Source organism: Agrobacterium sp. 22-209-1, assembly GCF_053522485.1.
Genome location: NZ_JBNWCH010000011.1, coordinates 1 through 21573 on the forward strand (window position 1 = coordinate 1; position 21573 = coordinate 21573).

Annotated in this window: 19 protein-coding genes; 4 read left to right on the forward strand and 15 right to left on the reverse strand. The window is 59.1% G+C overall.

Features of this window, described 5'->3' with window-relative positions; all coding sequences use genetic code 11:
- Positions 1 to 529 precede the first annotated feature (529 nt).
- From pcaD to ACQZ48_RS19995, 9 genes are all read right to left on the reverse strand, one after another.
- On the reverse strand, positions 530 to 1321 hold the full coding sequence (gene pcaD, locus ACQZ48_RS19955; protein WP_448729249.1) for a 3-oxoadipate enol-lactonase: 792 nt from the start codon (positions 1319 to 1321) through the stop codon (positions 530 to 532).
- Positions 1322 to 1391: 70 nt separating this feature from the next.
- Entirely contained in the window at positions 1392 to 2726 is a 1335-nt protein-coding gene (locus ACQZ48_RS19960) for an MFS transporter (protein WP_448729250.1), read from the reverse strand.
- A 42-nt stretch (positions 2727 to 2768) separates the two neighbouring features.
- Positions 2769 to 3557 carry a benzoate diol dehydrogenase BenD gene (benD, locus tag ACQZ48_RS19965; protein WP_174166799.1) on the reverse strand — a complete coding sequence of 263 codons (789 nt, stop codon included), beginning with the start codon at positions 3555 to 3557 and terminating at the stop codon, positions 2769 to 2771.
- Positions 3554 to 4579 (reverse strand): benzoate 1,2-dioxygenase electron transfer component BenC, encoded by a 1026-nt coding sequence (gene benC / locus ACQZ48_RS19970; RefSeq protein ID WP_448729251.1) that lies wholly within the window; start codon positions 4577 to 4579, stop codon positions 3554 to 3556. The genes benD and benC overlap by 4 nt, the downstream gene beginning before the upstream one ends.
- 40 nt (positions 4580 to 4619) lie before the next feature.
- Positions 4620 to 5108 (reverse strand): benzoate 1,2-dioxygenase small subunit, encoded by a 489-nt coding sequence (gene benB, locus ACQZ48_RS19975; RefSeq protein WP_448729252.1) that lies wholly within the window; start codon positions 5106 to 5108, stop codon positions 4620 to 4622.
- Positions 5105 to 6463 carry a Rieske 2Fe-2S domain-containing protein gene (locus ACQZ48_RS19980; protein ID WP_448729253.1) on the reverse strand — a complete coding sequence of 453 codons (1359 nt, stop codon included), beginning with the start codon at positions 6461 to 6463 and terminating at the stop codon, positions 5105 to 5107. Before ACQZ48_RS19980 ends, benB begins: the two co-directional genes overlap by 4 nt.
- Before the next feature lie 99 nt (positions 6464 to 6562).
- Positions 6563 to 7501, reverse strand: coding sequence for a catechol 1,2-dioxygenase (gene catA, locus ACQZ48_RS19985; protein WP_448729254.1), 939 nt, complete (start codon positions 7499 to 7501; stop codon positions 6563 to 6565).
- 67 nt (positions 7502 to 7568) lie between these two features.
- Positions 7569 to 7859: a muconolactone Delta-isomerase gene (gene catC, locus ACQZ48_RS19990; RefSeq protein ID WP_174166804.1), complete on the reverse strand. Its 291-nt coding sequence runs from the start codon at positions 7857 to 7859 to the stop codon at positions 7569 to 7571.
- Between the two features lie 11 nt (positions 7860 to 7870).
- Positions 7871 to 9052, reverse strand: coding sequence for a muconate/chloromuconate family cycloisomerase (locus ACQZ48_RS19995; RefSeq protein ID WP_448729255.1), 1182 nt, complete (start codon positions 9050 to 9052; stop codon positions 7871 to 7873).
- 147 nt (positions 9053 to 9199) lie between these two features.
- Here ACQZ48_RS19995 and ACQZ48_RS20000 point away from each other — a divergent pair, with 147 nt between their 5' ends.
- A complete protein-coding gene (locus tag ACQZ48_RS20000) occupies positions 9200 to 10141 on the forward strand; it encodes a LysR family transcriptional regulator (RefSeq protein ID WP_448729256.1) in 942 nt (313 codons plus the stop codon).
- An 87-nt stretch (positions 10142 to 10228) separates the two neighbouring features.
- Here ACQZ48_RS20000 and ACQZ48_RS20005 read toward each other — a convergent pair whose 3' ends face one another.
- The 5 genes from ACQZ48_RS20005 to mdlC all read right to left on the reverse strand — a co-directional run bounded on the left by ACQZ48_RS20005 (position 10229) and on the right by mdlC (position 17176).
- On the reverse strand, positions 10229 to 11749 hold the full coding sequence (locus ACQZ48_RS20005; protein WP_448729257.1) for a benzaldehyde dehydrogenase: 1521 nt from the start codon (positions 11747 to 11749) through the stop codon (positions 10229 to 10231).
- A gap of 63 nt (positions 11750 to 11812) precedes the next feature.
- The gene (locus tag ACQZ48_RS20010; RefSeq protein WP_448729258.1) at positions 11813 to 13162 is read right to left on the reverse strand and encodes an MFS transporter; all 1350 of its coding nucleotides are present in this window, start codon (positions 13160 to 13162) and stop codon (positions 11813 to 11815) included.
- Positions 13163 to 13280: 118 nt separating this feature from the next.
- On the reverse strand, positions 13281 to 14420 hold the full coding sequence (locus ACQZ48_RS20015; RefSeq protein WP_448729259.1) for an enolase C-terminal domain-like protein: 1140 nt from the start codon (positions 14418 to 14420) through the stop codon (positions 13281 to 13283).
- 5 nt (positions 14421 to 14425) lie between these two features.
- Positions 14426 to 15544 (reverse strand): alpha-hydroxy-acid oxidizing protein, encoded by a 1119-nt coding sequence (locus ACQZ48_RS20020; RefSeq protein WP_448729260.1) that lies wholly within the window; start codon positions 15542 to 15544, stop codon positions 14426 to 14428.
- A 48-nt stretch (positions 15545 to 15592) separates the two neighbouring features.
- Positions 15593 to 17176 (reverse strand): benzoylformate decarboxylase, encoded by a 1584-nt coding sequence (mdlC, locus tag ACQZ48_RS20025; protein ID WP_448729261.1) that lies wholly within the window; start codon positions 17174 to 17176, stop codon positions 15593 to 15595.
- Between the two features lie 234 nt (positions 17177 to 17410).
- Between mdlC and ACQZ48_RS20030 the strand changes: the two genes are divergently transcribed.
- Complete coding sequence (locus ACQZ48_RS20030) at positions 17411 to 18304, forward strand: LysR family transcriptional regulator (protein ID WP_448729262.1); 894 nt, start codon at positions 17411 to 17413, stop codon at positions 18302 to 18304.
- A 405-nt stretch (positions 18305 to 18709) separates the two neighbouring features.
- On the opposite strand, the gene ACQZ48_RS20035 is transcribed toward ACQZ48_RS20030, so the two are convergent.
- Positions 18710 to 19480 (reverse strand): response regulator transcription factor, encoded by a 771-nt coding sequence (locus ACQZ48_RS20035; RefSeq protein WP_448729263.1) that lies wholly within the window; start codon positions 19478 to 19480, stop codon positions 18710 to 18712.
- Positions 19481 to 19622: 142 nt separating this feature from the next.
- Here ACQZ48_RS20035 and ACQZ48_RS20040 point away from each other — a divergent pair, with 142 nt between their 5' ends.
- Positions 19623 to 20585 carry an arginase family protein gene (locus ACQZ48_RS20040; protein ID WP_448729264.1) on the forward strand — a complete coding sequence of 321 codons (963 nt, stop codon included), beginning with the start codon at positions 19623 to 19625 and terminating at the stop codon, positions 20583 to 20585.
- Positions 20582 to 21556 carry an arginase family protein gene (locus ACQZ48_RS20045; RefSeq protein WP_448729265.1) on the forward strand — a complete coding sequence of 325 codons (975 nt, stop codon included), beginning with the start codon at positions 20582 to 20584 and terminating at the stop codon, positions 21554 to 21556. The genes ACQZ48_RS20040 and ACQZ48_RS20045 overlap by 4 nt, the downstream gene beginning before the upstream one ends.
- Positions 21557 to 21573: the final 17 nt, after the last annotated feature.

Here is a 21573-nt window from a genome sequence, read left to right on the forward strand (position 1 = left end):
GCAGACGCTTTTAACACGCGTAGTCGAAGATCATCGCTCAGTGCTCGTCCCATCATCCACCTCTTTCGCAGTGGATGTTGAATCAGCTTCCGCTCGCCCTGTCCCTTCACAATCGATTCATCGACCACAGAATCTGCCCTAGCGTTGTGCTAGGGGTAAAAACGACTTCGGCCTCCCGAAGGAGGCCGATTAAAGTCTTGATAGTCATATAAGTTTTGGTTGCGGGGGCTCGCAACCACCGATACCGACATTCGTTACGCGTCCGTGTCTAGAGCAACTCCAGCAAAAGTGGGAACCGGTTTTGCGTCAGGAATTGCGGAAAAGAGTGTATCAGTTTTTTGGAGTGAACCCCTCGGGATGGACCAGAGAGGCGCTTCATACTAAGCCGCCTGCTGGGCGAGTTGGGTCGACGGAAGGTGCTTGGCGCCGTGTTCGAGTTGGTGACCTGACGGATTGGTTGGCGAACTCGACCGTCTTCACCCAAGGTTTTTCCCGTTGAAGTCATCACAGACATGACCCATTCGTGACCCTAACTCGACAGAAATGTACGAACGGTCTTGTTGAACTGAAGGGACGATTCCATGCTGATTATGTGCCGTCCAGCAAGGGAAACATGGTTCCCGTTCCGAACGCTCGATGCGATCTCTTCTAAATCGGAGGGCGGACAGACCGGGTCGTGGTCTCCGGAGACGGCAAGCAACGGCGTAGTAATTCGTGCTAGATCGCGCCTGAGATCTGCGCTGGCGAGAGCCGTGCAGCAGCCTATGTATCCGGTTGGCGACGTGGATTCGAAACGGTCCAGAACATCGGCCACAAGAAGTGGATTGCTCTCGACATAGACAGGGCTGAACCAGCGTTCCTTTGTGGCGTCCCTCATCGGCCCTAGCCCCCGCTTCCTCACGTCCTCCATCCTTGACTCCCAACCTTGAGCCGTACCGATTTTCGGGGCCGTCGCGCAGACGACCAGCTTGAGCAGACGGGAGGGAGCATGGACGCCCAGCCACTGGCCCGCCAGTCCGCCGATCGAGAGGCCGCAGAAATGTGCTCGTTCGATTGCGAGTACGTTCAACAATGCGATCACGTCCTGCCCGAGATCTGCAAGCGCGTAGGGCGGCGGCGGCGCGGTCGATCTGCCATGGCCTCGGCGGTCGTAACGAAGGATGCGAAAGTCCTGCCCGAGCTCCGCCACTTGTTGGTCCCACATCCTCAGATCCGTGCCGAGCGAATTGCAGAAAACAAGCCAAGGCCTCGCCGGCATTCCTTCATCGTCCGGCTCGATGCGATAGTGAAGTCGATGGGTGGCAAGTTCGAGATAGGGCATTGGATCACCGCGCTGGTAGGAGATTGGAAGCGGCGCCGGAGCGTAGCGCCGCTTCTCGGATCTGGGTGTGTCAGGTTGCGACCGCGAGCGGGATCGTGCGAGCGCGCCGACCGGTCGCCACGGCAAATACGACCATTGCTACCGTGGACACAGCTGCAGGAATTGCGAAAATCAGAAAATTCTCCTGGATCGGCAATTCCTGAGCGAGCAGCACGCCACCAAGCGTTGGTCCGACGATGGCGCCGATCCGTCCGACGCCAGAGGCCCATCCCAGACCGGTGGATCGAACCGAAAGGTTATATAGCTGGGCGACGCCGGCATAGAGTAGAATCTGGGTTCCGATCGTGGTCGCGCCGGTAATAAAGACTATCAGGAAGAGTGCTCCTGGCGGCAGACTGAAGCCTGTCAGGGCGATCGAGATCGTCGCTGCCGCGAAGAACCCAACGACGACCTTCGGCAGCCCGTAGCGATCACCCAACCATCCCCCGGCGATCGCACCCGCCATTCCGCCGAAATTCAGAGAGAAAAGGCTGAGTAGGCTTGCCCGCTCCGCATACCCCGCCTCCTGCAGGACCTTAGGCAGCCAGGAGGAAAGAAGGTAGACAAGCAGAAGGCAGCAGAAGAAGGCTACCCAAAGCATGAACGTGCTCAGCGCTCGCTGATGCCGGAACAGTTCGGCCACGGATGCAGAAGCTCCCTTGACCTCGCTGAATACAAGCTTGTCGCCCTTGCCAAGCGTTTCGGACGGATCGATCTTGCTGAAGATTGCCTGCGCCTCGTCCTGCTTGCCCTGCCGAATAAGAAAGCCGAGAGACTCGGGCAGCTTCCAAAGTACTAATGGGAATATCAACAGGGGAATGGCTGCGATGAAGAACATCGGCTGCCATCCCACTGTCGGTATCAGGCCGACCCCGAGACCGGCTGCGACCATGCCGCCTACCGAATAGCCCGAGAACATCAGGGCAACCATCGTGCCACGTAGACGCTTCGGCGCGTATTCGTTCATCAAAGCGACGGTGTTTGGCATCAGCCCGCCGCACCCGAGGCCGGCGATGAACCGGAAAATCTTAAACTGCTCGGGCGATGTTGCAAGACCGGTCAGCAGAGTCGAAATGGTGAAGAGCAAGAAACTGATTGCGATCCCCTTCTTGCGGCCAATGCGATCCGCGAGCGGACCAAACACCAAAGCGCCGAACATCATTCCGAACAGTGCCCAAGCTTGCAGTGCGCCTGCCTGCGGCTTGGTCAGTCCCCATTCTGCAATCAGCGACGGAAGTACCGTGCCCGCAACGAACACATCGTAGCCATCGACGATCAGCAGCAGCCCGCATAGGACGACCACCATCCATTGGAAGCTCCCAAAGGGGCTCCTATCTATCACTTCATTGACATCTATATCGCGCATTTCTACTCCTCCCGAGTTGTACGCATGGATCGTTCCTTACGATCAGCCGGTGTCGCCTCCTGCCACAGGCATGACCGTTCCGGTGATGTAGGATGCTTCGTCGGAGGCAAGGAACAGGATGGGTGCGACCTGTTCGTCGATCGTCCCGTATCTCTTCATGAAGCTCGAGTCCGTTACTTGCCCGACGACGTCTTGCATCCATCCCTGTTCCTTGAGCGTGTCGCCGTCCGAATTCCTCGGAACACGCCTCGCGGGCGCCTGCGTACCGCCCGGCGCCGTGGCGACCACCCGGATATTGCGTTCGGCAACCTCCATCGCGAGCGACTGGGTGATGGCGTTCACGCCCCCCTTTGCTGCGGAATAAGGTACGCGAAAGATCCCCCGTGTCGCATTCGACGAGACATTGACGATAACGCCCGCGCCGCGTCGAAAGAGATGCGGCAGAACGGCGTGGCAGCAGTAGAGAGTCGGCATGAGAGATCGGCGGATTTCTGCATCGACCTGCGACGGTTCGAACTCCTCGTAAGGGCGCATCCGGATCGCGCCGCCGACATTGTTGATCAAGATGTCGACACCACCGAAGTTTTTCGCCGCGAAATCCATTGCGGCTGCAGCGCCTTGGTGAGTCTCCAGGTCTGTCTCGAAACCCAACGCATTGCCGGGCCCCGCTTCAGCAGCGACGTCGGCAACGAAGTCCGCACGATCCACGAGCAAGACCCGTCCGCCTTCGGCTGCCGCGCGCATGGCGACCGACCGACCGATCCCTTGTGCCGCACCCGTCACCACGATGACCTTGCCAGCAAACCGTCCTTCGCAGACACCCGTGCTCATGCTGCTTCCCTGGCCGGAGCGTTGGGAGTGAACTTCTCGTAGTGGAAGCTCTGGGGAACAATCCCCCTCTCGTCAAAATGCCGGCGAACGGCATCGACCATGGGCGGCGGCCCGCAGAGATAGACGTCCATGCCGCTAGCAAGGATTTCGTCCGGCAAGTGGCTCGTCACCCATCCCTTTCGCAGATGGCTGGACGTCTCGTCGGCGACGACGGTGCTGAAGGTGAAGTTCTCCAGCCGCGCCGCATAGGATTCGAGTTGATCGACGAGAACCAGATCATTGTCGCGCGTGACGCCGTACATGAGGTGGATCGGCTGCTGACATCCCGAACGTGCCAGGACTTCGAGCATGGATAGGAACGGTGCAAGGCCTGTTCCGCCCGCTAAAAACAGGAGGGGTCGCTTGACCTCACGAAGATAGAAACTTCCCAGCGGGCCGGTGATCGCAAGCTTGTCGCCGACCTGCGCCTTCGACAGCCATTCGGTCATGACGCCGCCCTGGATCTTCTTGATCAGGAAGCTGATGCGCCGTTCTGCGGGTGCGTTGCTGAACGAATAAGACCGGCTCTGACCACTGCCCGGCACGTCGACATTCACATACTGGCCCGGTAGGAAGGCGGGTCCGGTGCCGGCGTCTGTTTCCAGTTCCAACACGACCGCAGCATCGTTGAAGGGCTTTACAGAAGCGACCGTCGCCGCGAAGCTGCTCTGCCCGGTCTTGCAGGCCGCAGCCGTGGTCGGAACCGCTAGCACGCAGTTCGACTTCGGCTTCATCTGGCACGTCAGCACCAGTCCCTCCTTAGCCTCGTCTTCGGTCAGCGCGTCCTCGATGAAATCGTCGCCTAGATCATAGGAGCCGCTTTCGGCACGACACTTGCACGTGCCGCAGACGCCGTCGGAGCAATCCATCGGCAGGTTGATCTTGTTGCGGAATGCGGCGTCCAGCACCTTCTCGTCATCTCCGCATTCGATGACACGCGTGATGCCATCTTCGAAGTTCAGTGCGATCGTGTAGCAGGCCATAGAATTTTCCTCCTCGGTTGCCGCACAGCCCCGACGCGTATCAGATGTGATAGACGTCTATGACCTGGCGGATGTAGTCGTTCTTCAGCGCTATCGTCTTGCGCGAGATCAGAAGTCCTTCAGCACTATTTCGCAGGGTGACGAACATCGTGCCGAAGAACTGGTCCGTGACCTTGTAACGGTGGTTCATCGTGTGGAAATTGTAGCGGACGTCTATCTCGTCGCCGCGATCGTCGACGATCTCGACATTCGTTACGTTGTGGCTGGTTCGCGGCTCGGGCGTGGAGGCGCCGGATCGCTCCGTCTTGATGCGGAAGACCCGGTCCTCAAGCCCGTCACGGTCGGGATAGTAGATCAGCGAGATTTCCGACTGCGGGTCTTCCGTAAGCCGATCGTCGTCATCCCATGCGGGCATCCAGTAGACGACGTCGGAAGCGTAGCAGGTGAGCCACTCGTCCCACTGTCGATCATCTAGAAGCCGCGCTTCGCGATAGAGAAAGGCACAGATGGTGTCGTATGAAACGCTCATGCCACGACCCCATTCTTTTCTGCAACTAGTGCATTGCGCATTGCCTTTGCCCAATATTCATGCTGACGGACGAACAGCCCCTCGTCTTCGCTACGCTCTCCGGATAGCAAAGGCTTGAGGCCCATCCGTTTGGCGTTTTCGTCCGGCCCGTCTATCCACAAGGGCGCGCCGCGTGACAGGTCGTTCCAGAGGGCGGCAGTTCCGGCATAGCCCTCCTGGCAGGCACGAAACTCCTCCAGATCGTCCGCAGTGCCCATGCCGGACACGTTGAAGAAGTCTTCGTACTGTCGGATTCGGGTAGCCCGATCCTCTGAGCTTTCTCCCTTGGGCGCGAAGCAGAAGATACTGATTTCAGTGCGGTTGACGCTGATAGGCCGCGTGACCCGGATCTGTGTTGAGAACTGGTCCATCAGGAAGACGTTTGGATAAACGCAGAGATTGCGGGTCTGGTTGACGATGAACTGCGCTCGCTCTTTGCCGACACGCGATTCGATTTCAGCCTTCTGATGATAAACCGGACGAACTTCGGGATTCATCGTGTTGGTCCACAAGAGAATATGCCCGTTCTCGAAGCCATAGACGCCGGCCACGGAACGGCTCCACCCGTTGGCGTCGACTGCCTTGGTGCCCTCCTGCTTCCGGCGACCCATAGTGGCCGAATAGTTCCAGTGGACCGAACTCACATGATAACCGTCGCAACCGTTCTCCATCTGGAGTTTCCAGTTGCCGTCGTAGATGTAGGACGAATTTCCGCGGAGTACTTCGAGACCCTGCGGTGCTTGATCCACGATCTGGTCGATGATGATCTTGGTTTCGCCGAGGTAGTCCTCGAGCGGCGCAACATCCTCCTTGAGGCTGCCGAACAGGAATCCCCTGTAGCTTTCGAACCTCGGGAGGCGCTTCAAATCGTGTGAGCCATCCTTGGCGAACTGGGCGGGATACTGGCTCGTCTTCTCGTCCTTCACCTTAAGAAGCTTGCCGGTGTTGGAGAAGGTCCAACCATGGAACGGACAGGTAAAGCTGCCCTTGTTGCCGTGCTTGCGGCGGCAGATCATCGCCCCGCGGTGCGCGCAAGCATTGATCACTGCATTCAGCGCGCCGGTCTTGTCACGCGTCACCACGATCGGCTGACGTCCGATATAGGTCGTGTAGTAATCGTTGTTCTCGGGAACCTGGCTTTCATGTGCCAAGTAGACCCAGTTGCTTTCGAAGATGTGCTTCATCTCCAACTCGAACAGGTCTTCATTGGTGAAGATATCCCGACGGCAGCGGAATATGCCTGCCTCCTTGTCGTCTTGGACGGCGTTGGAGAGGAGGTGTTCCAGGTCACGGGCCTTGTCGATATTTGCAGGCATGATTTTCCTCCCGCGAGGAACACGCTTGGCGGCGGTGCTCCTCGCAATAGACTTCCATTGAAAGGGTGGCTACGGGCCGCGCTCAAGCGCGAGCCGAGACTATGCGGCGGCGCGCTTGCGCTGTTCGTTTACCTGATTGTCGATGCCGTCGACCAAGGGCGTAAGGCGGATGTCGAATACGATCTCGGCAAAAGGACCGTTCATTCCGTTGGCTTCGATGCTCTCCACATCCGTTCGCTCAATTAGCGAGGGGATGAGGCCATCGCGCGTAGCGTAGGCAAAGTCATCGTTGACGAGCGGATCGCCTTCGATATTGATTTGCGTCGTGAGCTTACGGTGGCCGTCGCCGCTGATGAAGAAATGGATATGTGCAGGTCGTTGTCCATGACGTCCGAGCGCGGACAGAAGCTGTTCGGTCGGGCTTCCCGGAGGGACGCCATAGCCGTTCGGGACTATGCTCTGGAAGCGATAACAGCCCTTTTCATCGGTGACGATAGTGCGGCGCATGTTGAAGGGCGCCTGCTTTCCGGTCGGATCGAAATGAGAGTAGAAGCCGCGGGTATCGCAGTGCCATACTTCGACCGTCGCGCCTGGCAAAGGTGTTCCGTCAGAGCCGTAGACCGTGCCGTGCATGATCAAGGGATGCCCGTCGGTATCGCTTCCGTCGTCGAGGCGAGCAAAGCCATGGGCAACAGGGGCGCCGGCGACATACAGCGGACCTTCGATGGTGCGCGGCGTGGGGTTCTCGATCCCCAGCGCCTCGTCAATCGCGTCGAGCCGCTCATCGAGGAAATGGTCGAGACCCAGGCCGGGAGAAATCAGGCCGGCTTGGCCTGAGGCACCGATCTCGTTGATCCATGCGACTGCCGTCCAATACTCGTCTGGCGTCACGTTCAGATCATCGATCGTCTTGAACAGATCCGACATTATTCGATGAACGACCTGCTTGACGCGAGGATTGCCGCTGTCGTTGTTCAAACCGCTAAGGGTTGTCAGGAATTCCTGAATGTCAGGTCTGTTGAAGATGGTTACGGTCATTTCTAACTCCTCCTTTTAGAAACCGCGTCGGACGCGTGTCCGGCGACCGGTACGCGTTGATGCCAGGTTAGCTGTCGTCCTCACGAATGGCCGAGGGATGACGCAACAGCGGGCTCACCTCGATCTTCATGAACTTAAAAAGTGGCAGGCCCGAAAGCACTTGGTGAAGCTCCGCGTTGTCCGCCACGTCAAAGATGCTGTAGTTCGCGTACTGGCCGGCGATCCGCCAGATGTGGCGCCACTTGCCGGTGCGCTGCAGTTCCTGCGAGTAAGTCTTTTCTTCCGCCAGGATCTCGGCAGCTTTCGAAGTGTCCAGATCCCGAGGAAGCATCACGTCCATGCGCACATGAAACAACATAGTCAGCCTCCTTACCCGCCAACACTGACGGTCTTGCCCGCTCTGTTTCGGGAGAAGAACGCTACTCGGTCCTCATCCAGCACGATTCCGAGGCCCGGCCCGGTCGGTACTGACAGCTCGTAGTCCTTGTACTCCAGCGGCGTCGCAAGGATCTCTTCCGTCAGCAAGAGCGGGCCGAACAGCTCGGTACCCCATTCCAGCTTAGCGAACGTCGAGAACGCCTGTGCCGACGCAATAGTACCGACAGCGCCTTCAAGCATGGTTCCCCCATAAAGGCCGATGCCGGCGGCATCGGCGATCGCCGCTACCCGCAAGGCATTGAAAAGGCCGCCACTCTGTTCGATCTTCACGGCGAAAACATCGGCGCCGTGTGACTTGGCGATCTCGAACGCAGTCTCTGGGCCGTGCAGCGATTCATCGGCCATCAGCGCGATCGGAAAGCGGCGCACCAGGCGGCTCAATGCGGAGGTAGAGGCAACCGGCTGCTCCACCAGTTCGCAGCCAGCGTCCGCAAGAGCGGCCATCCCGTAAGCCGCATCACGCTCGCTCCAAGCCATGTTCACATCCACGCGCACCGAGCCGCGATCACCGAGAGCGCGCTTGATCTCCGCCACATGGACGATGTCGTCGCGTAGAGGCCTGGCGCCGATCTTCAGCTTGAAGATCCTGTGGCGACGCAGTTCGAGCATCTCCTCGGCCTCGGCGATGTCGCGCGATGTGTTGCCGGAGGCGAGCGTCCATGCCACGGGCAGGGTGCTGCGCATGCGACCACCCAGAAGTTCGCTGACGGGAAGGTTCAAGCGCTTCCCATGGGCGTCGAGAAGAGCCGTTTCCACCGCACATTTCGCGAAGCGGTTCTCCTTGATCAGCTGGCCTACCCGCAGCATCAGTGCCTGTATGCGCGTGGGATCCTGACCAACAAGCAAGGGCCGGAAATAAGTATCGACCGCAAGCTTCATGCTTTCCGGGCTTTCGGCCCCATAGGCCAGCCCGCCGATTGTGGTGCCTTCGCCGATACCCACGAAACCGTCGCTGCAGAAGATCTTCACGAGCATCAAGGTCTGCCCGTTCATTGTGGCGACCGACAGCTTGTGGGGCCTGATGGTGGGCAGGTCCACAAGTAGGGTTTCTACCCGTTCGATGACGGGGCTTACGCTTGCGGTGGTGACGAGATTTGCGACGGTGCTGTTCATGAGCGCCAGGGTGCTACGCGAAGCACCCGACGTCCAACACCATTTACGTCTTGTTTCATACCTATTGGATATAGTATTCTAATTAGCATGCGATAATGCGCGCATGTTGCAGCGCAATATACCTGATTCAATAGTTTGGAGGCTATAATGGATCTGCGTCAAATCCGCTATTTTGTTGCTGTTGCCCGAGAGCGCAACTTTACCCGGGCGGCGCATATCCTTAACATCGCGCAGCCCCCTCTCAGCCGCCAGATACAGCTTCTCGAAGAGTGGCTCGGCGTTGAGCTTCTCGTCCGGACCAGCAGGCCCTTGAAGCTGACGGAGGCGGGGCGGCTTTTTTACGAGCAATCGATTCAGGTGCTCGGACGCGTGGAACAAATGCAGGCCGCCACGCGCCGTGTCGGCCTGAACCAGAACAGCGTGCTTTCGATCGGCTTCGTCGCATCGACGCTTTACGGCGGCTTGCCGACGCTGATACGCAAACTGCGGCAGAACGCTCCTGAAATTGACATCCAGCTGCTTGAAATGGTCTCTGTCCAGCAGATCCCCGCGCTCAAGGAGGGTCGGATTGATATCGGTTTCGGGCGCGTATGGCACAACGACGCGAACACCGTCAGCACTCTGCTTCGCGAGGAGCGTCTGGTTTTGGCGGCGCCCAAGGGGACAATGTTCGCCCAAGACACCTCCCCCTTGCCCGTCGCAGCGCTTGCCGGGCAGAAAATCATCGTATATCCCAAGGAACCGAGGCCGAACTATGCGGACCACGTTCTTAATTTCCTTCATGCGAACGACGCGCGTCCGGGCGAGGTGCAAGAAGTGCGCGAGATACAGACCGCTCTTGGTCTTGTCGCGGCTGAATCCGGCCTGTGCATCATCCCGTCGTCGGCGAAGCAGATGCGCTCCGACGTTCACTACCGCTTGATCGAAGGCGACGGCGCAACGACGCCGGTCATTCTCAACCACCGTCTCGGGGACAAATCCTCGAACATCGGACTTGTCAAACGCCTGATTCAAGAGATGTATGACGAGAACCCTCCGTGGCTGGGAATTGAGCATAATCTGCCAACAAGACCGCATTTCGAACGGTAATCGCGGACTGCTTTCAGGTAGGCTTTTGCCGTGAACAAGAAGACGACGCCGGCAGGGCGGATGCCGGGCAACCGGGGTCGATCCGCATCAAAGCGGGTAAGCGGGCGCGGTGTCCTTGATGGTCATCCATTGCCACTGGGTAAATTCATCGATATTCGCGGGACCGCCGTGCCGTGAGCCGTTACCTGAGGCTCCGCGACCACCCATCGGCATAAAGCCGTCATCGTTGACCGTCTGGTCGTTGATGTGGACGAGGCCGACCTTGAGCTGGTCGGCGATGGCCTTACCGCGATTGATCGATGACGTGATGATCCCCGCCGACAGCCCGTATTCGGTGTTGTTGGCCAGTTTGACCGCCTCGTCATCCGACCGGAAAGTGGTGATCGATACGATCGGACCGAATATCTCCTCCTCGAAGGTGGCCATACCCGGCTTCACCCCGTCGATCACTGTCGCCGGGAAAAACACCCCGTTCGACATGCCCCCGGCCTTGAGTGTGGCGCCAGCTTCGAGAGTGTCACGGAGAATCCGGTTGACGCGTTGAGCCTGGACATCCGAGATCAGTGGACCCAGCGCCACCTGCTCGCGGAAGGGATCGCCGACCGGAAGGTTCTTGGCCTTTTCGGCCATTCGGGCAGTATATCGCTCAGCAATACCTTCATGCACCAGGTGACGGCCGGCGCTCATGCAGATCTGCCCCTGATGCAGCCATGAAGCCCAGGATCCGTTTGCCACCGCAAGATCGATATCGGCATCATCGAGGATGATCAGCGAATTCTTGCCGCCAAGTTCGAGCGCGACCTTTTTGAGGTTGCGGCCCGCTAATTCGCCGACCCGGCGTCCGACCGCCGTCGAACCGGTGAACGAGATCATGGCAATCGCCGGATCGGTGACGATTGCTTCACCCGTTTCGGCGTCGCCCGGGAGAACACAAAGCATACCTGCCGGGAGCCCGGCTTCCTCGAAGATTTCGGCCAACAGCATGCCGCCGACGACCGGCGTGCGAGAATCCGGTTTGAGCACGACGGCATTGCCGCAAGCGAGCGCCGGGCAGAGAGGACGGCTCGACAGAAGGAAAGGAAAGTTGAACGGCGAGATGATGCCGACCACACCGTGGGGTACACGCCGGGCTATCGACAGGCCATTGCCGTCATAGGGCAGAAGCATGCCGTGTGGCTGGGTCAGCGTCGCCGCCGCCTGCTGCATGTGGTTGATGACTTGCGCTATCTCGAAGGCTGCCTTGGGAGCGATCGCGCCGGTCTCGCGAACGATCCAGTCGGTGATTTCCGCCGAACGTCTCTCGATGATCGCCGCGGCGCGGCGGAAAATGGCGGCACGCTCGAGAAACGGCATGGTGATCCAGGTCTTCTGAGCGTTGGTGGCAATTCTGGCTGCTTCGGCGACCGTCGCCGGATCCGGCTTTCCGACCTTCCCGAGTTCCTGGCCGGTCGCGGGTTCGCGGACAGGAATGGAGTCGGGGGCTCTCACCCACTCGCCGACGAAGTAGGCTTGTTGCCACTTCGCCGAATTCTGATGCTCGTTGCTCATAAGGAATCCTTTCTTCGATTGGATAGGAAAGTGTCGGGCGCGTGCTGCGGACTCGCACAAACCTGGCTACGCGAAATCCGGCTCCAATCCGTGTCGTGGACTGAAGCCGGTGGAGTCGTGGTTTCAAGTTTTCTCTACCGGCCGTATCTGGTTCCTGACGAACCAGAGCGCGAACGTGGCGACGACCATGGCAGCTCCCAGCATTGCGAAATAGCTGAACGCACCGCCCGCAGTGATCATCGCAGCGCCGACGAAGGAGCTGAGAATCGCACCCAGACGTCCGATCGCGAGCGTCGCTGCTGTCCCCGTCGCGCGAATATTGGTCGGGTAGACGTTGGCGCAGAGCGAATAGATGATGCATTGGACCGTTGTGACGAACAAGCCATGCATACCGATCCCGACTATGAGCACGTCGATGTTTTCGGCCGGCTTTATCGTCATCAGGAAGAAGGCGCTGATTGCGCCTCCGGCGGTGAATATCGCCAGCGGCCATTTCGAGCCGAAGCGGGTTACGGCATAGGCGCAGACCATGGCGCCAAGAACACCGCCGAGATTGTAGGCAGTGAGGCCCGTGCCGGCCACCGCTCCGCTTACTCCCTCGCCGGTCAGCATCGTGGGTAGCCAGCTGAAGGCGCTGTATGTCGCCAACAGCACCGCGAAACAGGCGATCCACAGCGCAAGGGTGTCGAAGCCTCTACCTTGCTGGAACAGCGCCTTTACGCCACCGTTACCCGCCACAGCCTGCTCCCGGCTGTCAAAGAAGCTTATGTCGTTTGGAACCGGTCGCGACATCCTCCCTAAAAGGGTTCTCAGTTCCGCCCAGCGGTTGGAATTATGGGCAAGGAAACGCGGGGATTCCGGCAACTTCATAATGAGGATCAAGGGAAGAATGAGCGGGATCGCTCCACCGATCCAGAAAAGGCCTCGCCAGCCGTAAAGCGGAATGACGTGACCGGCGACAAAACCTGCCAACATCCCTCCGAACGGAACGCAGACGATGGTCGCCGTGATGGCGAGCGTCCGGTGACGAAGCGGCGTAAATTCGGCTGTCACCGTCGTCGCTGTCGGCAATGCGCCCCCCACGCCGAGACCGGCGATGAGACGGATCAATGCGACCTGCCAGATGTTTTGAGCGAAGCCGATGGCGCAGGTCGCGACACCGAAGACCACGATGCTGGCGAGCAGCGCGAACTTTCGCCCGAACCGGTCGGCAAAAAGGCCCGCACAGGCGGTGCCGATCCCCATTCCGACAAGACCGCTGGCGACGACAGGAGCGAATTCGCCCCGTGAGACACCCCATTCCGCCATCAATGAGGGAATGGCATATCCGATCAGCTGGCCGTCGAAACCGTCCGCGATGATGGCGAATGCGGCGAGCAGAACGACAAGCTTCTGCAGGCCGGTCCAGGGGCCATCGTCAAGAATCCTGCCGATGTCCACCTGGGATTGTTGAGAAGAGACCGGAGCGTTCATACGTCGCTCCGATCTGTTCGAGCGAAAAATTGTGCGCAGTAGGTCATCGAAGCTCCTCCTTGTATGACCCGTCATTGATCTGCCCGCACACCTCCATGTACGGACGGACGATGGAAAATCAGTTCGCGAGATATCGGGTCACGGCATCCTCGTTCCAGGCGACGCCACTTCCGGGCTCGTCGGCGGGAATGGCATTGCCATCCACGAACCTCTGTGGCTGCCGAAGGATCGGGCCAGCTTGCTCCATGCGCTCGAGCCAGTGTGCGGTCGGCGTGACGAGCATCAGGTGGGTGGTGATCTCATGCATGAGGTGGCTCGACATCGGCATGTTGCGAGCCTTGGCCAAAGCGGCAGCACGCAGCCATCCAGTGACGCCACCGATCTTCATCGCGTCAGGCATTGCCAGATCGCAGGCATCCGCGTCGAGTGCCTTGGACATTTCCTCGATACCACACCAGTTTTCGCCCATCTGGATCGGAAGCCCAGCCTTGCGTCGGATGGCGGCATGTCCCTTCCAGTCGTCCTGCAGGGTTGGCTCCTCCACCCAGCTCACCCCCTCCCCCTGCAGCGCGTGGATGCGCCGGACAGCTTCAGGAATGGATAGCGACTGATTGTAATCGACCATCAGCTCCATATCGTCACCGATCGTTTTGCGCAGCGCGCGGACGACCTCGATGTCTTCGGCAAGCGTGGGATAGCCGATCTTAGTCTTGATTGCGCGGTAACCTTCATCTCGCGCCCTCGCGGCACGGGTCACGCCGACCTTCAACCCTTCCATGCTATGGCTGTCATATGCCGGCACGGGCCTTGGCGTGGCACCGAGCAAGGTCGCAAGCGGCAGCCGGTGATGCCTGGCAAGCGCATCCCAGGCCGCCATGTCGAGCCCGGAACACGCCATCAGAGCAAGACCTGTCTTGCCCAGAAGACGTAGCCGTTGAGACAGAAGCGCGTCGAGCTGGACCGGTGCGAGCGGCTGTCCGACCAGCGCATTGCCCAGAGCCTGTACCAGTTCGCGCATCGCGCGAAGCGCCATGGGTGTGTATGTGAACAGGTAGGCGTGCCCCACGACGCCGTTGCTCGTCGTGATGTCTATGAGAACAAGGGGTGCGGTCGCGACAAGGCCGACACTGGTCTGCACCGGGAATTCGAGCGGGATGTCAACCGATCGGGCAAGCACTCCCGTGATGGTCACGTCGATATCTGAAATGGAATTGGTCTTGTTCACACGGGCCTCCCGTTTAATATAATTTTCTGTCAACTGACCTATCTCGCGAGATAGGTTCCATCGAGTTTCGCGCAGGCCTCGCAGCCGATCAGCGCGATCGTGCTGTCGATCTCCTCGCGAAGCATCCGAAGCACGTCCAGCACACCTTCTTCGCCGCGCGCCGCCAGTCCGTAGAGTGTTGCGCGTCCGAGCATGACCGCCTTGGCACCCAAGGCCAGCGCCTTGACCACGTCCGTCCCTCGCCGTATCCCACTGTCGATGATGACTGGCACCGAGATGCTTGACGCAACTGACGCGAGTGCTTCGACGGGGGCGCGAAGATCCTCCACCTGGCGACCGCCATGGTTCGACATGATGACGCCATCCACCCCGAGTTCCTGGCATCGCACCGCGTCGGCCGTGCAGAGAATGCCCTTCACGAGCAGCGTGCCGTGCCATTCGTCGCGCAGAGCCTTCAAGTCATCCCAATTGAAGCTCGCATCCATCTGGCGGCGCATGACCGCGGCCTGAGCCTCGACGTTATCGGCATCGACGCTGGCGAAGTTCGCCAGTTGTGGGAGCCCGTGCCGCAATTGCGCCACCGTCCATTGCGGATGCATGGCGGCATCTAGAACGATACGCGGCGTGTAACGGAACGGCACGCCGAAGCCGGAGCGCATGTCGCGTTCCCGCCGTCCGTTGACTGCCACATCGGTGGTGAGGATCAGCGTGCTGAACCCTGCCGAGCGCGCGCGCTGGACCAGCGCCTTCGCCAGACCGCGCTGCACCACGTAGAGCTGAAACCACAGCTCGCCATCGACACGACGCGCCAGATCCTCGATCGCCATGTTCGACGCCGTGGATAGCGCGAACGGGATACCGGCCTTGGCGGCGGCCTTGGCGAGCAGGAAGTCGCCGTCCGGCCGGATCGCGCCGTTGAGGCCGGTCGGAGCGATCACCAGCGGAAGTGTCTGGCGACGTCCAAAGAGCTCGATCGAAAGATCGCGATTGCCCACGTCGCTTAGTCTCTTGGGTTCGAAAGTGATCGCTTCCCAGGCGTGGCGATTGCGATGAAGGCCCCTCTCGCCGGACGCTCCACCGTCGAGATAGTCGAAGACCATGCGCGGCAGCCGTTTGGCGGCCAGCTTCCGGTAATCTTCTACGTTGACGGGCTTCATTTCGTACTCCAATCGCGTCGGCCGAGTGTGCCGGCATACAAGTCAGTGTCAGTTTATGGAGGTGGTAACCTCAATGAGCATCGGCTTCGACTGCTCTAGCGCTTGCCCTAGAACAGAGCGGAAATCCTCGGGTGTTGAGACCGACGCGGCCTTTATCCCGTAGGCGTTTGCAAGCGCGCAAAAATCAATGCCGGGAACATCCAATCCAGGTACGTCCTGCGCCTGCAGCACGTTGGCGAACCAGCGCAACGCTCCATAAGTGCCGTTCTTCATGATGATAAAGATCGCCGGAATGTTTTCCTGCGCTGCGGTCCACAGCCCCGTGATGGCAAAATTTGCGGATCCGTCGCCAATCACCCCGATCACGCGGCGGTCAGGGCACGCCAATTGGACTCCGAGCGCCACGGGAATGCCGAAGCCGAGACCACCTGCGCCCGGAAAATAGTAGCTGCCCGGCTCTTCCATGGGCAGGCGATCCCAGAGTTCGTTGGTCGTGGAGGTCGATTCATCGACGTAAATGGCATCGCGGGGAGCAACCTCCGCAAGAATGTCGAACACTTGCTCCGGGTGAACCGCCTGTTCGGACGACTTTGCCGCAGGCGCGGGCTTCGGCCTGCGCGGCGGAGCAGGACGATCAGTTCGTGTCGCCAACTCCGCTATCGCTTCCAGCGTCAGCGCGATATCGGCGACATAGGCGTCGCCGACTGGTGCCCGCGCTGCCTCGGCCGGGTCGCAGGTTATATGGATGAGCTCGGTGCCATCGGCAATGATGAGACCGGGTTCGTGCTGGTGATAACGGAAGACCGGCGCACCGACGACGAGCACGAGATCGTGTTGCGACAGGATGCGCGATATCGACGCCATGCCCGTGGGAAGCACTCCGCGAAAATTGGGATGCGTCGTCGGGAACCCCAGCCGCGCTGGGCGCGGAGCGATCCAAACGGACATTGCTTGTTTCTCAGCCAGGTTCGCGGCGAAGCGCTGCGCTGCGGCGGCATCGACGTCCGTGCCGACGACAAGCACGGGGTTTCTAGCGGCCTTGAGGCGAGCCGCGATCGATTCGATCTCGTCCGCCGGGAGCAGCGTCCGGTTCGATACCCGGCGCGCGTTAAGCAGTTCGTTCTGATCCGCGGCCTCTTCGGCCCAGTCGTCATAAGGAATGGAAACATAGACCGGACCTGTCGGAGCGAGCGATGCCATGTGAATCGCCTGGCTCAGCGCGCGCGGCACGTCCTGCGCGGATGCGGGTTCGTAGCTCCACTTGACAAGCGGCCGCGGCAACGAAGGCGCATCGACATTGGTCAGCATGGGCTCGTAGCCCATGGTCGTGCGCACCTGCTGGCCGGCTGTGACCACGAGCGGAGAATGCGTGGCGATTGCATTCGTCAGCGCGCCCATTGCGTTGCCGGTCCCGGCCGCGGCGTGCAGGTTCACGAAAGCAGGCGAGCGCGTCGCTTGGGCGAAACCATCCGCCATGCCGAGGACCACCCCCTCGTGCAGTCCGAGAACATAGCGGAAATCCGAGGGAAACCCCTTAAGAAAGTGCAGTTCGTTCGAGCCAGGGTTTCCGAAGATCGTGGTTAAGCCTTTCGCGCGGAGAAGCTCGAATGTGGCGACCTGTACAGTAGTCATGTCTTATCCATCATTTATGATTGGGAATGCCATGAAGCAACTTTGAAAGGCGCCGCGACCGATTTGCTAAAGGTCACGCCGCCAACCCGCGTCATTGATCATATCAATCGGCAGATAATCGGCTCTTTGCGAGATAGCCGCCCTCGTTTTGTGAGCACACAATTGAGCCGCGGCGATTGTAATTCAAATGAATAATTGGTATTTTTATTATGCACACAGTTTATGGGAGGTATTATGGATTTGTCGCTGACGCGGGTTCTGTGTGCGGTTTATGAGACGGGAAGTGTTTCCAGGGCTGCCGACGTATTGTTTGTCAGCCAACCAGCCGTCAGTCACGCACTTGGCAGGTTGCGTCGCGAGATTGGCGACGAGCTTTTCGTACGCACCGGCTCCGTGATGCAGCCGACGTCGAGGGCGATCCAACTATACAACGCGTTCAGAGAGGCGATCTCGTTGGTGGAAGCCGCCGTTGAGGAGAGGAAGCACTTCGACCCTGCAAAATCCCACCGGAGGTTCCGCTTCAGCATGACCGACCTTGGGGAGATGGTGTTTCTTCCGCCAATCCTCGAACATCTGCAGGTGGTCGCTCCCGACATTACGATCGAAGTACGCCAGATCGCGATGGCTGAGTTGCTGCGCGCGTTGGAGGTCGGGCAGATCGACTTTGCCATAGGCAATCTCCCGGAATTGAACGACGACACGAACCACTCGCTGATCTTCGACGAGGTCTATTCGTGTTTACTCCGAAAGGGGCACCCGGCTCTCGCTGGATCTGAGCTCTCATTCGAAGCCTTTAAGAGCATTCGCCGCGTGACGGTGGCCTCCCCGTTTTCCGGGCACCGCAGGGTCGAGGATGAACTGCGCGCACAAGGCTTGACTAAGATGATCGCGCTGGAAATCCCGCATTTCACGAGCGTTCCCGAGATCATTCTGAAAACGGACCTCGTGATCGCGCTTCCTTCGCGCGTTGCCAAATTCTTCGCGCAAACCCGCGGGCTGAAAGCGGTACCGCTCCCCTTCCCTATCTCACCTTTCAAGGTGAGGATCCATTGGCACGAACGAAACAGGCATGACCCAGGTCACCATTGGCTTCAGGAATGCCTGCACTCGGTTCTTGGAAACATTTGAGCCTGCCCTCACGCAAAAGGGGTCCGTGCCAGATGCGCCATCCTTCCCCTGCTTACACTGCGTGCGTCCCACAATCATTTCCCGTTTTCCAAATAACACCGCCGATGCATTTTCGGCCCTAGAACTTCGTCATTCCAACGGCAGAACTGCGCCATCGCAGCGGCTCGGAATGCTCTGGAAAGCATTGTCTCCGCCTATCGCAAAGACTCGAAAACCGGCGGCGGCATTTCGAAGATGCATCCAATAAGACGAGGTTTCTCCAACGCCGCGCGAAACGTGTAAGCGAAAGTGGGTGCTTTGCCGCATATAGATCTGAGAACTTTGCGGTCGATCAACCTTGCCAGAGCGAACCCAACGTTTGATATAGAAAGCTGTCAATTGACGTGTTAACCGTCGTTATAAAGATCAGATTTTGATCGTTTTGCCCATTGCTCGGGCAGTTCCCCGTGGCTCCCCGTTTTCGCGCATGATCAAGACGGCAAGCTCAGCGCGGTTCGAACAGCCCTTTTTTTCCATCGCCTTATTCAGATGTGTCCGGACCGTCGAGAACCCGATATTCAGCATGTCGGAAATCTCGCGGTCTCGAAGGCCTCGGGCCACGAGGAATGCGATTTGCCGCTCCCGCGGTGTGAGATTCTCGTAACGCTCGCTGCTGTTTGCCATCGCCTTTTTCAGGAACGGCGAGATCGTATCAAGAAGCAGCTTTTCTCGCTCATTGAAGTCGGGGCTTTTGGCGGATCGCCATAGCCGGAAATCGCCGAGATCGCGATCACCTTCGAATAGAAACACATTGATCCCGTGGTGCAACCCATCACGCTTCAAAAAGTCGTTGTAGAACTCGGTGCGCATGAGTTCGCTATAGGGATTAACCTCCTCGACTAGCGTCGCTTTGCGCTTCGCCCGCAGCTTGAAAGTGTGAGGGTCGCGGAACTGATAATATCGCTCGTAGTTCCGTATGTTCTCAGGATCCATATTGTGGATCAGACCCTTCTCGAAACGGCGCGTGCGGTCGTTCCAAATGTATGACGCGGCGAAGTCTGCGCGAACCAACTTCACGATATCCTGGAAGATCGCCGTACGCGCTTCGATGTCGCTATCCAAACGTGAGAGACGCGCGACTATGTCGCCAAACAGCTGAAGCTCGTTCGATGAGAGATCCCGAATGTACGATATCATGCTGTCGTTCTCGCGTTCGCAATAAGTAAAGCAGGAATCATGCCAGCCGAGAGTCCGCTTGAAGGCGACATCGACATTTCTAACGATGGCAGTGCGCTCTTGTCGGACGCATTATACTTCATCTTACTGCAAGGAGATTGAAATGGACACCGAGAAATTCCCAGTCAGCCTTATCGGGCTTCCGTATCTGATGGGGTCGAAAGGGCCCAATCTTGGCTATCAGATGGCGCAGGGGCCGCGCGTGCTGCTTGCTGCCGAAAACGCTCCGGCGGCGATGCAGGGACTTTTCTCCGATGTCGAAACAGTCATGATCGAGGATGCGGACGAGCCGAACACAGCCTTCACGGGCGGGGATTATCGGCTCCTGCCCGTTGGCGACCAGATGTCCCGCGTTCTTGTCCAGAACATTCGCCTGGCGCAGGAAGTCAAGGGCGCCCGCGACCGTGGGCGAATCCCGATCGCCTGCGTTGGCGCTTGCTCGGCCGCACTTGGAATGGTCGGCGGCGTGGGGGATGCCGATGGCAAGATCGGCATGATCTGGTTCGATGCCCATGGAGACGCGCAAACACCAGATACGTCCGAAAACGGCTTCATCGAGGGGATGCCGGTCACCACCATTGCCGGCAAATGCTGGCCTCGTTATCGTCGCAAAATCCCTGGCTTTCGCGAGATCGACGAAAGCCGCATCGTAACGATCGGCCTAAGTGAAATGTTTACACCAACCGCGCGCAAGCATGCGAGCGACGCTCTTGGCACTCTCGTCTACAAGCCGGTCATCGATGCTTTCGGATTCGAGAACGCTTTGACCCAGGCGCTGGACGGCTTGGCATCGAAATGCAACAAGGTCTTCATCCATTTCGATACCGACGTCCTTGATCCGTCTGTGCTGCGAGCCAATACGCACGCGGCCGATGGCGGCTTGACGGACGAGCAATGCAAGACGGCCTTCGGTCTGATCGGCGAGCGTTTTGAGATCCTTGCCGTAAGCTTCGCCTCCTATGATCCGGTCGTCGACAAGCGCGGCCCGAAGGTCCTCGTACCCCTTGTTGTCGCGGCGGCGGAAGCGGCTGCGGCAGGCCTTGCCCGGCGAGGCGGTGCAGCGTGACAACGCCGATTTCATGGATAGGCCTCCCCTACGTCTTCGGGCGTCGCGAGGCATCGCCAAGGAATGCCATGGCGCTTGGTCCGCGAGAACTGCTTTCGGACCAGACCCTTCTGAGCGCCCTGTCTGACGTCAGCCGCGATCTGACGGTCGAGCTTATCGAGGACGTGGATGACCCCGCTCCGGACGAGACTGCAGGTAATTTCGACGCAAATGTCGCGGGTCTGTTCGCAGGCGACCAGATGAGCCGTCTCCAGGTTCAGACCTCGAGGCTCGCCCGTTCGGTCCGCACTGCCGTATCCGCGGATCGGCTTCCCTTGGTGGCGAATGGCGGATGCACCTGCACGCTTGGGATGGTCGCCGGGCTTGGAGAAGTCGACGACATCGGCATGGTTTGGTTCGACGCCCATGATGATGCGGAAATACCCGAGACATCGACGAGCGGGCTGGTTGAAGGCATGCCCGTATCGATGATTGCTGGGCGATGCTGGCAGGCGTTCTGCCGTCAGATTCCTGGATTCGAACCCATTCCGGCCGACCGTATTCTGACGATCGGCCTGCATGAAAAATATGAGCACAAGCCAAACCGTGGTCAAAAGTCACCGGGAAGTATCGTCAACCCGGCCATAATCGAGAGCAAGGGCTATGAAGCGGCGATCGTCGATGCCTTGGCGGATCTGAGAACGCGCTGTTCGAGGTTGTACGTGCATGTCGATGTCGACGTATTGGACCCGACAGTCCTCATGTCCAGTCACCACGCGGCGGAGGGCGGCTTGTCCGACGTGCAGCTCGTCTGGGCCCTGGACGCCATCGCGGACCGTTTCGAAATCGTCGGCCTGGATTTCAGTTCTTTTGATCCAACCGTTGATCCAAACGGGATTTCGGCACTTGTGCCATTGATCGTACATGCAGCGTCGGCGGCGACCCACAGCCGGAACCGGAACCGGAACCGGCGCGAACAGACCTGCAACTGAAAGTGCAATGGGAGGGC